Here is a 13,837-nt window from a genome sequence, read left to right as displayed (position 1 = left end):
CGGGGTTTGTTTTTTTGCCGCCGCTCCGTCTCAGAGCCGCGCCGCGCGGGGCTCCGATTTTTGGGAAAATGTCTGCTTGCCCATGCCTCATCCGACCATGCAACGCCCCGCACCCGCCAATCTGCCCGCCCTGCCTCCCGCCGCCCTCGAACACAGCGAAGCCGCGGCCGCCCACCTGCGCGACGCCATCGCGGCCAACGGCGGCTGGCTGCCGTTCGACCGCTGGATGGCGCAGGCGTTGTACGCGCCGGGGCTGGGCTACTACGCCGCCGGCAACGTCAAGCTGGCCGAAGCGGACGGCGACGCCCGCGCGCCCGCCGGTGACTTCGTCACCGCGCCGCAGTTGACGCCGCTGTTTGCCCGCACGCTGGCCCGCCAGGCGGCCCAGGTGCTGCGCCAGACCCGGACAGACACCGTGCTGGAATTCGGCGCCGGCACCGGCGCGCTTGCCGAAGGCGTGCTGGCCGAGCTGGACGCAATGGGTCTCGCGCAGACCCGCTACCTGATCCTGGAGGTGTCCGCCGACCTGCGCGCTCGCCAGGCGGAAAGGCTGGCGGCATACGGCGACCGCGTGCAGTGGCTGGATGCGCTGCCCAAGGCCTTCTCCGGCTGCGTGCTGGCCAACGAGGTCCTGGACGCGATGCCCGTCTCGATGTTCCGCTGGGGCGAGGACGGGACGGTGCTGGAACGCGGCGTGGCGCTCGACGCCTCCCAGGGCTTCGTCTGGGAAGACCGCCCGGCGCAACCGGCGCTGGCCGCCTTCGTGGCGGACCGGATGCCTGCGCTGCCCGGCTACGTATCCGAAGTCAATGCGCAGGGCGAAGCCTGGATCGCCGCAATGGGCGGCTGGCTCGAACGCGGCGCGGCGCTGCTGGTGGACTATGGCTTTCCCCGCAGCGAGTACTACCATCCCCAGCGCGCGGGCGGCACGCTCATGTGCCATCTGCGCCACCATGCGCACGGCGATCCGTTCACCGCGCCCGGCTTGCAGGACATCACCGCGCACGTCGATTTCACCGCGATGGCGGACGCTGCGCAGGCAGCCGGCCTGCAAGTCCTGGGCTATACCTCGCAAGCCCGCTTCCTGATGAACGCCGGGCTGATGGAGCTGCTGGCCCAACTGGATCCGGCCGACGTGCAGAACTATGCGAAGACCGTCGCGCCCGTGCAGAAGCTGCTGTCCGAAGCGGAAATGGGCGAGCTCTTCAAAGTGCTGGCGGTGGGACGCGGAATAACGGAACCCCTGGCGGGTTTCTCGCGCGGCGACCGCCTCGACAAGCTATAGCGGCGCGTCCGCGGCGCCTGCCCGCAGGCGTTCCAGCCGGGCTTCGCGCACGCGTTCCTTGATACGCGCCGGATCGCCGGCGCAGGCCTTCGCGATCGCTCCTGCGTCCACGCCGCGCACGGCGGCCACGCGCGCGCGCCATGCCGGCCGGTCCACGGGCCGGAGCACCGCAGCCGCCTCCAGCAGGTCGAAAAAACGCTCAGGCTTGCGCAAGGCGTCGGCCCTCTCCATCAGCGCCAGCTGCGCGCCGACGGCGTCCCCCTCGCCTTGCGAGGCGTCCAGGCCGGCCAGCACTTCGGGCAGCAGGCGCGCGTAGTCGTTGCATTCCGTGGGCACGCGCAGCCGGCGGCCCAGCGCGTCGCGCTCGGGCGTCAAGCGGCACAGCAGGGCATAGCGCCCCGGCAGCGACAAGCCCAGGCCGGCGGCGCGATCCACGTCCGCGCCGGCCTCCTGCACGCCCCGCAGTTCCGGCATTACGCGGGCCAGGGCGCCGCATGCCTGCAAGACATCCAGCATGCGCGAAGGCGCGGCCGCCATCAGGCCGCGCGACAGCTCCTTCCAGACCCGCTCGGCCACCAGCGCGTCGGCCTCGCCCGCCTCGACCATCCGTCGGCACAATTCCAGCGTGGCGGGCGCGACGGTGAAATCGCCGAAGCGCGCCGCAAAGCGGCCCAGCCGCAGGATGCGCACGGGGTCTTCCTGGAAGGCCTCGCCCACATGGCGCAAGACCCGGGCCCGCACGTCGGCCTCGCCGCCCAGGGGATCGATCAGCCGGCCCTCGGGCGTCTGGGCAATGGCGTTGACCGTCAGGTCGCGGCGGCGCAGGTCTTCCTCGAGCGTGACGTCCGCCCCCGTATAGAACGTAAAGCCCTTGTAGCCGCGCCCGGACTTGCGCTCGGTGCGCGCCAGCGCGTATTCCTCTTTGCTGCGCGGATGCAGGAAAACCGGGAAGTCGCCGCCCACCGGGATGAAACCGCGGCGCGCCATGTCTTCCGGGGTGGCGCCCACCACGACCCAATCGTGGTCGCCCGGGGGCAGGCCGAGCAGCGCATCGCGCACCGCTCCGCCCACGATATAGACCTGCAAGCCCTCGATGGCCGGATCCCGGCTCATGGGATCGAGGTGCTTTCGGCGCCCAGCGGCACGATGTTGCCCAGGCGTTCCTTCAGGGACTGGGGCTGGCCGCTGAACATGGCGGCGTAATACACCGAATTGGACATCACGTTCTTCACGTAGGTGCGCGTTTCATTGAACGGGATGGTCTCGGCGAAGATGGCGCCTTCCACCGGATGCGTGAATGTCGAGCGCCAGTTGTGCGGGCGGCGCGGGCCGGCGTTGTAGCCGGCGCTGGCCAGCATCTGGGAGCCGTCCAGGTCGCGCAGCACCATGTTCAGGTAGTTGGTGCCCAGCTCGGTGTTCGTGTCGAAGTCGTTGACGCTGTCGGGCGTGAAGTCGCTCATGCCGATCTTGCCCGCCACCCACTTGGCGGTGGCCGGCATCAGTTGCATCAGGCCGGAGGCGCCCACGTGCGAGCGCGCATCCATGATGAAGCGGGATTCCTGCCGGATCAGGCCATAGACCCAGGCCGGATCCAGCGCGATGGCGTTGGCCTTGGCGGTGACGCGGCCTTCGAAGGGCGCGATGAAGCGCTGGCTGAAGTCGAATTCCTTTTCCGTGCGGTCGGAGGTGTTGACCACGCGATCGTAGATGTTCTCGGCGCGGGCCAGCTCGGCGGCGGCCAGGAGCTGGCGGTCGCTCATGCCGCGCAGGCTGAAGTTCCATTCCGGCACGGCTTCGGCGCGCCAGCCCAGGCGGAACAGCTGGACCGCGCGGCGCAGGCCCGGATTGGCGCGGGCCTCGGCGATTTCCTGGTCGCTGATGGGCGCGGGACGCGGCGGCACGTTGATGCGCCGGCCCAGTTCCTCGGCGGCCAACTGGCCGTAGAAATCGAAACGGTCGGCGATGCTGGCGTAGGCGGCCTCGGCCTGCTGCTTGTGGCCAAGGGCAGCCTGCCCGCGCGCCTTCCAGTACACCCACGACGGATCCGCCTGCTGCGCGGCCGGCATCTGCTCGATCGAGGCGATGACCCACTTCCAGTCGATCTTGGGCTGGCGCAGGGCGGCGCGCACCTTCCAGGCGGCGTTGTATTCCGTCATGCGGATGTGGCCGGCCTCGTGATACCAGTCGTCCGCCCGGCTGTCCAGCTTCAGCGCGGCCACCAGCGCGTATTGCCCGCGCACCCAGGCAAGGTTCGACTTGGCCATGGACTTGGACCAGTCCCCGGACTTGCCCCAGATGCGGCGCAGATAGGAATCGGCCACGCTGACGTCGGACCGCGCCAGGCGGGCCAGCGCGATGGTCACCAGCTCTTTCTCGTTGCGGCCCACGGGCTGACGGTCCTGGCGCGTCAGCCACTTCATGGGATCCTTCATGAGCAGATCGTAGGTCTTCAGGTCGCCCGGCTCGAACATGTATTGGGCGAACTTGCGCGCGTCGGTCGTCTTGTTGGCTTCGATGGCGTCGCGAAACTGGGGCTCCAGCTGCTCCCAGCCCAGCACGCCGTCGGCGACGAGCTGGTCGTACAGCGCCCAGCAGGCGCTTCCCGGCGCGAACGCCGCCGTTGCCTGCGCGGCGGTGGCGCGCTGCCCGGTCATGTGCTTGGCGTCGAGGATGGCGCACTCGATCTGGGCGTTGCTGTTCTTCACAGGGGCCAGCTTGCGCACGGTTTCGAAGTCGCCGCTGCGCGCCGCCGCCAGCAGCCAGTCGCCACGCAGGCGGTCGGCCAGGTAGGCGTCCGGATTGCCGCTGATGAACTGCTGCAGCGCGGCCGTGGGCCGGCCGCTGGCTGGCGGAGTCCACAGCTGGTAGCGCAGCAGCCAATATTCGGGATACATGCCCAGCGGATCCGGCTTGGCCTGCGGCACCAGCGCGCCCAGGATGGACCATTGCTTGCGGCTCATGGCCACGCGCGCCGCGACCACGGCGGCCAGCGCGGGCGTTTCGGTGGTGGGCGGCAGGCCTGCCAGCACTGCAGGCGGCACCGAGATGACGGGCTGCGCGGCCTGGACGGCGGGCTGGGGCTGGGTATTGAGGGAGGCGCTGCGCTGCTGGGCGTCCACCGGCGCACAGGCCGCGGTGAACAGCGCCACCAGCGGCAGCCAGCGGCGCAGGCTGAATCCGGCTTCGGCGACGGCGCGCGCGGTTTTCTGATACCGTCCAAGTTGCAGAGTCTGTGTCATGCCCTACCCCTTATATAAGGGCCTTGCCGCAAGCCCGCATGCCGATCGTCCACACCCGCATGCCGGCCATCCGCACATCCGCCATCTTTGTCCATCCCCATCACAGCCACCGCATGACTACGCAAAATACTCCAGAGGATACCGCAGTCCAGCTACGCACGCGATTGCGGAAAATGCGTGCCGAATTGCCCGAAGACCAGCGCAGCCGCGGCGGTCTGCTGATGCGCGCCCGGCTATTCACCTGGCTGAACGTGGCGCGCGACGAAGCCGCCCGCGCCGGCCGCCCGGCGCCTGCCACCGTCGCGGCTTTCTGGCCCATGGCGGACGAGCCCGACCTGCGCCCCCTGCTGCAGCAGTGGGTCGACGGCGGCGTGGCGGTGGCGCTGCCGGTGGTGCGGGAACGCAACGCGCCGCTGGCCTTCCTGCCCTGGACGCCCGACGCCGAGCTGCGCGCCGGCCCCTATGGCATCCAGGAGCCCGTCCATGGCCCCGACCTGCTCCCCGACGTGGTGCTGGTGCCCACCCTGGGCTACACCGAACAGGGCGACCGCCTGGGCTACGGAGGCGGCTATTACGACCGCAGCCTGGCGGCCCTGCGCGATCGCGGGCATCCGTTCGTCGCGATCGGCATCGCCTGGAGCTGCGGCGAGCTGGACGCGGGCTATGAGCCCGCCGCTCACGATTTCAGGCTGGACGCGGTGCTGACCCAGGACGGCTGGGTGCCGCAGGCCCCCCTGGAACAAGGCGGCCCTGTCGGCACCACGCTGCACAGCTTCCGCATGAACTGACGCACCGGTATTGCCCGGCGGCTTGCACCAAAATGGTGCAAGCTGTAACATAGCGGGTTCAGACGCCTCGATCCGGGGCGCCCCGCAACACTTCCCACCGCAACATCCCGCCCGGCATCCGCAGGGCGGCGTCCGGCCCGTTCCGGACGATTCTCGCGCCCAGCCGCGCCAGAGCGCCCCCAGCGCGTCCCCGCGCGCCCCAACGCGCCACCCCACCCGCCGCAGCCGGCCCCAGGCTTCCCGCCCCGGCCGGCGCATGCGCCATCCGCCCATCCCGCGCGTCAACCGCCACGGGGATGGCGTTCCAACGCCCTTGGGAGGATATTGTCCCAAGGCGCCCGCGCCCGGTCGAACCTGGCACGCGGGTTGCTTAATCTGCAGAGGCCGCGCGCAAGCCGGCCGCAAGCACCAGTACCGGAGGAGCCATGAAGGACAGAACAGCCCGTCCCACCGCTTTTGACGAGATGCGCGACAGCGCCGGCGGCATACGCTCCCATTACCAGGCCTTCGAGCGCTGGCATGCCGAGCAATCCGCCGAGGCCATGGCCGTGCGCCGGCTGGAGGCCGATCTGAGCTTCCGGCGGGTCGGCATCACCTTCTCGGTCGCGGGCGACGCCGCCGGCACCGAGCGCCTGATTCCCTTCGACCTGATCCCGCGGATCATCCCCGCCGACGAGTGGCGCCTGCTGGAGGCCGGCCTGAAGCAGCGCGTGCGCGCGCTGAACATGTTCATCCACGACATCTATCACGGACATGACATCGTGCGCGCCGGCGTGGTGCCGGCCGAGCAGGTATTCCTGAACGCCCAGTACCGCCCCGAGATGCAGGACGTGGACGTGGCCGAGGACATCTACTGCCACATCGCCGGCGTGGACATCGTGCGCGCCGGCGCCGGCGAATTCTATGTGCTGGAAGACAATCTGCGCGTGCCGTCCGGCGTGTCCTACATGCTGGAGAACCGCAAGATGTCGATGCGGCTGATGCCGGACGCCTTCAGCCGCATCAAGGTGGAACCGGTGGCGCACTATCCGGACCTGCTGCTGGACAACCTGCGCGAGGTCGCCCCGCATGGCGGCGACGCCCCCACCGTGGTGGTGCTGACCCCGGGGATGTACAACTCGGCCTATTTCGAGCACGCCTTCCTGGCCCAGCAGATGGGCGTGGAGCTGGTGGAAGGCCAGGACCTGTTCGTCGAACAGAACACCGTCTACATGCGCACCACCCAAGGGCCGCGCAAAGTGGACGTGATCTACCGCCGGCTGGACGACGACTTCCTGGACCCTTTGTCGTTCCGCGCCGATTCCGCGCTGGGCGTGCCTGGCCTGCTGTCGGTGTACCGCGCGGGCCGCGTCACGCTGGCCAACGCCATCGGCACCGGCATCGCGGACGACAAGTCCACCTACCTGCACGTGCCGGACATGATCCGCTTCTATCTCGGCGAAGAGCCGGTGCTGTCGAACGTGCCGACCTGGCGCTGCAGCCGGCCGGACGAGCTGTCGCACGTGCTGGCCCACATGCATGAACTGGTGGTGAAGGAGGTCCACGGCTCGGGCGGCTACGGCATGCTGGTGGGCCCGTCGGCCTCCCGCGCGGAAGTCGACGCGTTCCGGGAGCGCGTGCGCGCCCATCCCGCCAACTACATCGCGCAGCCCACGCTGGCGCTGTCCACCGTGCCGACCTATGTCGACTCGGGCGTGGCGCCGCGCCACGTGGACCTGCGCCCCTACGTGCTGTGCGGCAAGGATATCCGGACCGTGCCCGGCGGCCTGTGCCGCGTGGCGCTGACCGAAGGCTCGCTGGTGGTCAACAGCAGCCAGGGCGGCGGCACCAAGGACACGTGGGTACTGGAGGAGAACTGAACATGCTGAGCCGAACCGCCGACAATCTGTTCTGGATGTGCCGCTACACCGAGCGCGCCGAGAATACCGCCCGCATGCTGGACGTGAACCTGCAGATGTCGCTGCTGCCGCAGGACGCGCAGACGCGCGAGGGCTCGTGGCTGGGCGTGCTGCGCATCTCCGAGCTGCAGGGCCTGTACCAGCAGAAGTACGCATCCATCTCGCCGCACGACGTGCTGGAATACATGGTGCGCGACCCCGAGAACCCTTCGTCCATCTTTTCCTGCATGCGCTCGGCCCGCGAGAACGCGCGCGCCGTGCGGGGCAGCCTCACCACCGAGGTCTGGGAAACCTACAACACCACCTGGCTCGAACTGCTGAAGCACTTGCACACCGGGCTGCTGGAACGCAATCCGGGAGAGTTCTTCGAATGGGTGAAGTTCCGCTCGCATCTGGCGCGCGGCGTCACCATCGGCACCATGCTGCAGGACGAGGCCCTGTACTTCCTGCGCATCGGCATGCACCTGGAGCGCGCCGACAACACCGCGCGCATGCTGGACGTGAAATTCCACGAACGCGACGGCGGCGGACAGGAAAGCCGCGCCGAACCCGCCGGCGCCGACGCGCTGCAAAGCGAGTTCTACCGCTGGTCGGCGCTGCTCAGTTCGGTATCCGGGCTGGAGATCTACCGCAAGGTGTACCGCGACGTCATCACCCCGGACCGCGTGGCCGAGCTGCTCATCCTGCACGGCGACATGCCGCGCTCGCTGCTGGCCTCGATGCGGGCGGTGGCCGACGATCTGGCGCGCGTCTCCAACCAGCGCTCGACCGAGACCGAGCGGCGCGCCGGCATGCTGTGCGCCGAGCTGCAATACGGCCGCGTCGAAGACATCCTGGCCAGCGGGCTGCACCAGTACCTGGACCATTTCCTCGACCGCATCAACGACCTGGGCAACCGGATCAGCCAGGACTTCCTGGTGCCGCTATCGGCCTAGGGCCTGTTCACCCTGAGGAGACAGGAATGAAGCAGATCATCACGCATCTCACGCACTACCGCTACACCGCGCCGGTCACCTACAGCATCCAGACCTTGCGCCTGACACCGCGCGACGACGAACACCAGCGCGTCCTGCGCTGGCACATAGAAGCGCCCGGCGCGCTGGAAAAGCAGGTGGACGCCTACGGCAACATCACGCACACGCTGACCCTGAACCACCCGCACACCGAGATCGAGCTGCGGGTGACCGGACAGGTGGTGGTGGCGCCACTTGCGCGCGGCCTGCTGGGCGGCGAAGACAGCCGGCTGCCGGTGCACGCCTACTGCGTGCAGACGCCCCTGACCCAGGCGGACGATACCGTCATGGCGTTCGTGCGCGAGGCGCTGCCCGGCGGCCTCAACACCCCGGACGACATTCTCGCCCTGGCGACCGCCATCAGTGATCGGGTCGCCTACGAACCCGGCACCACCGACGTCACCACCGCCGCCGCCCAGGTGCTGTCCATGGGACACGGCGTGTGCCAGGATCACGCCCATCTTTTCCTGGCCTGCGTGCGCGGCCTGGGCGTGCCCGCCCGCTACGTCAGCGGCTACCTCTACACCACGGCCGAACACGCCGCCAGCCACGCATGGGCCGACGTCTGGCTGTCCGGCGTCGGCTGGACCAGCGTGGATATCACCAACCGCCAATTCGCCTCGGACTGCCACTGCCGGCTGGCGGTAGCGCGGGACTATGACTCGGCTTCCCCGGTGCGCGGCGTGCGCAGCGGCGGCGGCAAGGAATCGATGGACGTCAGCGTGCAGGTCCAGACGAGCGCCCAGCAGTAACATCCGCCCGGCCGGGCCGGGTCGGGCCACGTCAGGCCGGGCCACGTCAGGCCGGGCCGCGTCGGGCCGGGCCGCAATACAATGCGGTGTGGTTTTCCCTATTTTCGATCATGACCTACTGCGTAGCAGCCCGCCTTGATTCCGGCCTGGTCTTTCTGTCCGATTCCCGCACCAATGCCGGGGTCGACCAGATCAGCGTCTTCCGCAAAATGACCGTCTTCGAGCGTCCCGGCGAACGCGTGATGGTGCTGATGACCTCCGGCAACCTGGCGGTCAGCCAGGCCGTGCTGAACGCACTGAGCCGCCAGCACGCGGAAGGCGGCGAGACGCTCTGGAACGCGCCCGACATGTTCGAAGCGGCGCACCGCGTCGGCGCCGCGGTGCGCGACGTTTTCCACCGCGAGGCCCCGGCCCTGCACGAACAGGGCGTGGACTTCAACGTCAACCTGATTTTTGGGGGCCAGATCGGCACGGAACGCTGCCGGCTGTTCCAGGTGTATGCGGCGGGCAACTTCATCGAGGCCGGGCAGGAATGCCCGTACTTCCAGATCGGCGAGGCCAAGTACGGCAAGCCCATCCTGGATCGCGTGCTGCGCCCCGACACATCGCTGGACGAGGCCGCCAAGTGCGCGCTGATCTCCATGGACTCCACCCTGCGCTCGAACATCTCGGTGGGCCTGCCGCTGGACCTGCTGGTCTACGACGCGCATGCGCTGCGCGTCACGCATTTCGCCAGCATCGACGAGCACAACGAGTATTTCCGCATGATCCGAGGCACCTGGGGCGAACGCCTGAGGCAGGTCTTCGCCGAGATCCCGGACCCGCTGTGGACCAGCCCGGAAGACCCCGTCTCCCTCGTGCCGTCCAGCCGGGTGCATCAGCCTCTGCGCGCCGAGCCCTCGGACGAGCCCGGGGTGAGCTACCCCGCGCCGCAGGCGCTGGCCGAAGACCCGGGCAAGGACCAGCCGGCCTGAGCGCCGCGGCCGCGCGGCCGCGCATGCACGCGTAAACCCTACTACTTTCCGCCAGCTGAAACCCGGCTTGCGAAACCGCGAATTCTCATTCCTGCTCCGGCGGCCGACACTACGGTGTGTCCGCAGGACCATGACCCGCGACGCCCAGGCTTGCGGGCCTCAAAGCAACCACAGGAGTGAGACATGCCCCCAATTTTCGCGCGCGCGGCCAAGCGCGCCGCCTGGCCCGTCCTGGCCTTGTCGTGCCTAGCCTCGGGCAGCGCGCTCGCGCAAGGCGCCTATCCCAACCATCCCATTTCGCTGGTCGTGCCGTTCGCCGCGGGCGGGCCCACCGACGTGGTCGCGCGCAGCCTGGGCGCATCGATGGCCAAGACGCTGGGCCAGAGCATCGTCATCGAAAACCGCACGGGCGCGGGCGGCACGCTGGCGTCCCAGCACGTGGCGCGCGCGGCCCCCGACGGCTATACCTTCCTGATCCACCACAACGGCATGGCCACCGCGCCCGCGCTGTACCGCAAGCTGTCGTTCAATCCGCTGACCGACTTCGCGTATGTCGGCCAGGTGGCGGACGTGCCCATGACCCTGCTGGGCCGCAAGGACCTGCCCGCCGACAACATGAAGGACTTCATCAAGTACGCCCGCGAGAACGGCAACAAGATCAACCTGGCCAACGCCGGGCTGGGCGCCGTATCCCAGCTTTGCGGCATGCTGCTGCAGGAATCGCTGGGCGTGCAGTTCACCACGGTGCCCTACGCCGGCACGGCGCCGGCGATGACCGCGCTGCTGGGCGGCCAGGTGGACGTGCTGTGCGACCAGACCACCCAGACCATTCCGCAGATCAAGGCAGACCGCGTGAAGCTGTATGGCGTCACGACGCTGGAGCGCATCAAGACGCTGCCCGACGCGCCGACCTTGCAGGAGAACGGCCTGAAGGACTTCGAAGTCAAGGTGTGGCACGGCGTGTACGCGCCCAAGGGCACGCCGCCCGAGGCCATCGCCAAGTTCAACGAAGCGCTGCGCGCCGCGTTGAAGGACCCCGCCTTCACGCAGAAGATGTCGGAGCTGGGCGCCGAAATCGTGCCGGAATCCAAGCAGACGCCGCAGGGCTTGCAGACTTGGCTGCAATCCGAGGTCGACAAATGGGGCGGAGTCATCCGCAAGGCGGGGGTGTACGCCGACTGAATGCGCGGGGGACAGCGGCGGTTGCCGCTGTCCGTTCATGAATATATATTCCCGTGCATGAGTACGAACGACGTAAAAAGCGCCAGGCGTGTCCTGGACATCCTGCAGTTCTTCGCCGCGACGCGGGCGCCGGCCACGCTGTCGCAGCTTGCGGCCGGGCTGGGCATCCCCAAGTCCAGCTGCCTGGCCTTGCTCGACACCCTGGAAGGCGACGGCTATGCGCATCAAACGGGGGGCCGCTATTACCTCACCCGCCGCTGGCTGAACGAAGCCCGGACCGTCGCCGAGCATGACCAGCTGACCACACGCATCCGGCCCACGCTGGAGGCGCTGCGCGACGAGCTGGGCGAGACCCTGATCCTGGCGCAACGGTCCGGCGACCACGTGGTCTACCTGGACGTGGCCGAGCCCGAGCGCATCGTGCGCTTCACCGCCAGGGCCGGCCAGTTGAAGCCGCTGCATGCATCCGCCTCCGGGCGCGCGTTGCTGGGCGCCATGCCGGCCGCCGACCGGGAAGCGCTGGCGGCCCGCCTGACCCTGGACCGCTACACCAGCAAAACGGTCAAGACCCACAAGCAGCTGCTGCAACTGATCGAAGCCGAAGCCAGCCGCGGCTGGCACGTCAACCTGGCTGAACACCAGGCCGATACCCTGTCGGTCGCCGCGCCGCTGGTGCTGTACGGCGCCGTGCTGGCCTTGGTGGTCGGCGCCCCGCTGGACCGTTCCGCCGCCCGGGCCGACCTCATCGGCCAGACCCTGCTTGCGGCCAGCCGCGAACTCACGCAGCGCATCGACAGCCCCACGCCCGCCGTTCCGGCGTACTAGGGCCCGCGTTCCGCTGCAGGCGCGCTTTCGCAGCCGCCCGCCCCTCCCCTGGTTCCCGTACTCCATGACGCCGCGCGCCCATGCCCGCGGCGCGCAGCCGCGTCCGCGATCGCCTCCTGCGGGTTTACGCCAAGCGAAATCCATTGCGGGCTGAAGTTCATATCTATAAACTTTTGTTCAAGAGTAAGAACGCAAGCCGGGTTTACCGGTAGCGGGCGCTCGGCAACCGGGCAGCCGCCCGGCGCTCTCTTCTTGAAGGAAGGAACATGGCTGGCCTTTTCTACGAGCAGTTTTCACCCGGACAGGCGTTCGAACACGCCTGGACCCGCACCCTGACCGAGATGGACAACGTGCTGTTCAGCTCCCTGACGATGAACGTGCAGCCGCTGCATCTGGACGCGCATTTCGCGGCGCAGACGGAGTTCGGCAAGCCCCTGGTCAACAGCCTGTTCACCCTGGGCTTGCTGATCGGCATGACGGTCAATGACACCACCCTGGGCACCACGGTGGCCAACCTGGGCATGACCGACGTGAATTTCCCCAAGCCCGTATTCGCAGGCGACACGCTGCACGTGCGCACTCGCGTGCTGTCGGTGCGCGAAAGCAAATCGCGCCCCAACGCCGGCATCGTCGAATTCGAGCACACCGCGCTGAACCATCGCGACGAAATCGTGGCCACGTGCAAGCGGTCGGCCCTGATGCGCAAACGCCCGGCCTGAGCCAGACGCCGCCCAGGAGAATCACGATGACCCGCTCTCTGCTGTTCGTGCCCGGCGATTCCGGGCGCAAATTCGACCACGCGGCCGCCAGCGCCGCCGATGCCCTGATCCTGGATCTGGAAGACTCCGTCGCTCCGGACCAGAAGCCGGCGGCACGCAAGGAAGTCCGCGCCATGCTGGAGCGCGGCGCAGCGGACAAGCCGCTGTGGGTGCGCATCAACGCGCTGGACGGCGGCGACGCCCTGGCCGACCTGGCGGCAGTCATGCCCGCCGCCCCCTACGGCATCGTGTTGCCCAAGTGTGCCGGCCGCGCAGGCCTATTGCACCTGTCGCACTACCTGGACGCCTTCGAGGCCGCCGCCGGCACGGAGCCGGGCGCCACGCGCATCCTCGCCATCGTCACCGAAACCGCCCAGTCCCTGTTCGGCCTGCATGACTACCGCGACGCCACGCCTCGCCTGTGGGGGCTGTCGTGGGGCGCGGAAGACCTGGCCGCCGACGTCGGCGCGCTGCGCAACCGCGATACGGGCCGCTATACCGAACCCTTTCGTCTGGCGCGCTCGCTGTGCCTGATGTCGGCCGCCGCCGCCGGTGTGCGCGCCATCGACACGGTCTGCGTCGACCTGGATGCGCCCGAGGTGCTGACCGCCGAGGCCGGCGAGGCTTTCCGCGACGGGTTCGTCGGCAAGATGGCGATCCATCCGCGCCACGTCGAGGCCGTCAACGCGGCGCTGACCCCGGACGATGGCCAGTTGCAGTGGGCCCGCGCGGTCATCGCCGCCTTTGCCGCCAACCCAGGCGCGGGCACCTTGCGGCTGGACGGAAAAATGATCGACCGGCCGCATCTGCGCCTGGCGCGCCGCCTGCTGGGGGAGGACTGACCATGCCCGGGCCACTGCACGGCATACGCGTCGTCGACATGACCAGCGTGGGCATGGGGCCCATGGCCACCCAGATGCTGGGCGACATGGGCGCCGACGTGATCAAGGTGGAGTCCGCGGAGGGCGACGTGTTCCGCCACGTCACGCCTCAGCGCCACGCCGCCATGAGCCATACCCATCTGAACCTGAACCGCAACAAGCGCAGCGCGGTGATCGACGCCAAGACCGACGAAGGCCGCGCGCAGCTGGACGCGCTGATCGGCGGCGCCGACGTCTTCATT

At 68.8% G+C, this 13,837-nt stretch carries 13 protein-coding genes; 11 read left to right on the top strand and 2 right to left on the bottom strand.

Translation table 11 applies throughout. From position 1 onward, the window contains the following. The first annotated feature begins 97 nt into the window (after positions 1-97). A complete protein-coding gene (locus tag JL37_RS00065; protein ID WP_043541144.1) occupies positions 98-1,285 on the top strand; it encodes a class I SAM-dependent methyltransferase in 1,188 nt (395 codons plus the stop codon). On the opposite strand, the gene JL37_RS00060 is transcribed toward JL37_RS00065, so the two are convergent. Next, positions 1,280-2,398, bottom strand: coding sequence for a tRNA CCA-pyrophosphorylase (locus tag JL37_RS00060; protein ID WP_043541143.1), 1,119 nt, complete (start codon positions 2,396-2,398; stop codon positions 1,280-1,282). The genes JL37_RS00065 and JL37_RS00060 overlap by 6 nt on opposite strands. Beyond that, on the bottom strand, positions 2,395-4,524 hold the full coding sequence (locus tag JL37_RS00055; protein WP_043541142.1) for a lytic transglycosylase domain-containing protein: 2,130 nt from the start codon (positions 4,522-4,524) through the stop codon (positions 2,395-2,397). The genes JL37_RS00060 and JL37_RS00055 overlap by 4 nt, the downstream gene beginning before the upstream one ends. 113 nt (positions 4,525-4,637) lie before the next feature. Here JL37_RS00055 and JL37_RS00050 point away from each other — a divergent pair, with 113 nt between their 5' ends. The 10 genes from JL37_RS00050 to JL37_RS00005 all read left to right on the top strand — a co-directional run. Beyond that, positions 4,638-5,312 (top strand): 5-formyltetrahydrofolate cyclo-ligase, encoded by a 675-nt coding sequence (locus JL37_RS00050; RefSeq protein ID WP_043541349.1) that lies wholly within the window; start codon positions 4,638-4,640, stop codon positions 5,310-5,312. A 425-nt stretch (positions 5,313-5,737) separates the two neighbouring features. Further along, a complete protein-coding gene (locus JL37_RS00045; RefSeq protein ID WP_043541140.1) occupies positions 5,738-7,171 on the top strand; it encodes a circularly permuted type 2 ATP-grasp protein in 1,434 nt (477 codons plus the stop codon). 2 nt (positions 7,172-7,173) lie between these two features. Continuing rightward, on the top strand, positions 7,174-8,145 hold the full coding sequence (locus JL37_RS00040; RefSeq protein WP_043541138.1) for an alpha-E domain-containing protein: 972 nt from the start codon (positions 7,174-7,176) through the stop codon (positions 8,143-8,145). A gap of 26 nt (positions 8,146-8,171) precedes the next feature. Next, positions 8,172-8,975, top strand: coding sequence for a transglutaminase family protein (locus JL37_RS00035; RefSeq protein ID WP_043541136.1), 804 nt, complete (start codon positions 8,172-8,174; stop codon positions 8,973-8,975). Positions 8,976-9,085: 110 nt separating this feature from the next. After that, a complete protein-coding gene (locus tag JL37_RS00030; protein ID WP_043541135.1) occupies positions 9,086-9,949 on the top strand; it encodes a proteasome-type protease in 864 nt (287 codons plus the stop codon). Positions 9,950-10,132: 183 nt separating this feature from the next. Then, positions 10,133-11,131, top strand: a complete 999-nt coding sequence (locus tag JL37_RS00025) for a tripartite tricarboxylate transporter substrate-binding protein (RefSeq protein ID WP_043541134.1) — start codon at positions 10,133-10,135, stop codon at positions 11,129-11,131. Positions 11,132-11,188: 57 nt separating this feature from the next. Further along, complete coding sequence (locus JL37_RS00020; protein ID WP_052096695.1) at positions 11,189-11,956, top strand: IclR family transcriptional regulator; 768 nt, start codon at positions 11,189-11,191, stop codon at positions 11,954-11,956. A 266-nt stretch (positions 11,957-12,222) separates the two neighbouring features. Then, positions 12,223-12,675 carry a MaoC family dehydratase gene (locus JL37_RS00015; RefSeq protein WP_043541133.1) on the top strand — a complete coding sequence of 151 codons (453 nt, stop codon included), beginning with the start codon at positions 12,223-12,225 and terminating at the stop codon, positions 12,673-12,675. Positions 12,676-12,701: 26 nt separating this feature from the next. Next, the gene (locus JL37_RS00010; RefSeq protein WP_043541132.1) at positions 12,702-13,556 is read left to right on the top strand and encodes a CoA ester lyase; all 855 of its coding nucleotides are present in this window, start codon (positions 12,702-12,704) and stop codon (positions 13,554-13,556) included. 2 nt (positions 13,557-13,558) lie between these two features. After that, a partial coding sequence (locus JL37_RS00005) for a CoA transferase (RefSeq protein ID WP_043541131.1) occupies positions 13,559-13,837 on the top strand: 279 nt, incomplete at its 3' end.

This window comes from Achromobacter sp. RTa, from assembly GCF_000757485.1.
In the GTDB taxonomy this organism is placed as follows: domain Bacteria; phylum Pseudomonadota; class Gammaproteobacteria; order Burkholderiales; family Burkholderiaceae_B; genus Achromobacter.
Note: the sequence above shows the minus strand (reverse complement) of the source record. Positions and strands in the feature narration are given on the sequence as shown.

Excerpts from the sequence above, each read along its gene's own strand:
- JL37_RS00050 (WP_043541349.1), top strand. The coding sequence starts at position 4,638 with ATGACTACGCAAAATACTCCAGAGGATACCGCAGTCCAGCTACGCACG.
- JL37_RS00065 (WP_043541144.1), top strand. The coding sequence starts at position 98 with ATGCAACGCCCCGCACCCGCCAATCTGCCCGCCCTGCCTCCCGCCGCC.
- JL37_RS00015 (WP_043541133.1), top strand. The coding sequence starts at position 12,223 with ATGGCTGGCCTTTTCTACGAGCAGTTTTCACCCGGACAGGCGTTCGAA.
- JL37_RS00025 (WP_043541134.1), top strand. The coding sequence starts at position 10,133 with ATGCCCCCAATTTTCGCGCGCGCGGCCAAGCGCGCCGCCTGGCCCGTC.
- JL37_RS00030 (WP_043541135.1), top strand. The coding sequence starts at position 9,086 with ATGACCTACTGCGTAGCAGCCCGCCTTGATTCCGGCCTGGTCTTTCTG.
- JL37_RS00010 (WP_043541132.1), top strand. The coding sequence starts at position 12,702 with ATGACCCGCTCTCTGCTGTTCGTGCCCGGCGATTCCGGGCGCAAATTC.
- JL37_RS00020 (WP_052096695.1), top strand. The coding sequence starts at position 11,189 with ATGAGTACGAACGACGTAAAAAGCGCCAGGCGTGTCCTGGACATCCTG.
- JL37_RS00055 (WP_043541142.1), bottom strand. The coding sequence starts at position 4,524 with ATGACACAGACTCTGCAACTTGGACGGTATCAGAAAACCGCGCGCGCC.
- JL37_RS00060 (WP_043541143.1), bottom strand. The coding sequence starts at position 2,398 with ATGAGCCGGGATCCGGCCATCGAGGGCTTGCAGGTCTATATCGTGGGC.
- JL37_RS00035 (WP_043541136.1), top strand. The coding sequence starts at position 8,172 with ATGAAGCAGATCATCACGCATCTCACGCACTACCGCTACACCGCGCCG.
- JL37_RS00045 (WP_043541140.1), top strand. The coding sequence starts at position 5,738 with ATGAAGGACAGAACAGCCCGTCCCACCGCTTTTGACGAGATGCGCGAC.
- JL37_RS00040 (WP_043541138.1), top strand. The coding sequence starts at position 7,174 with ATGCTGAGCCGAACCGCCGACAATCTGTTCTGGATGTGCCGCTACACC.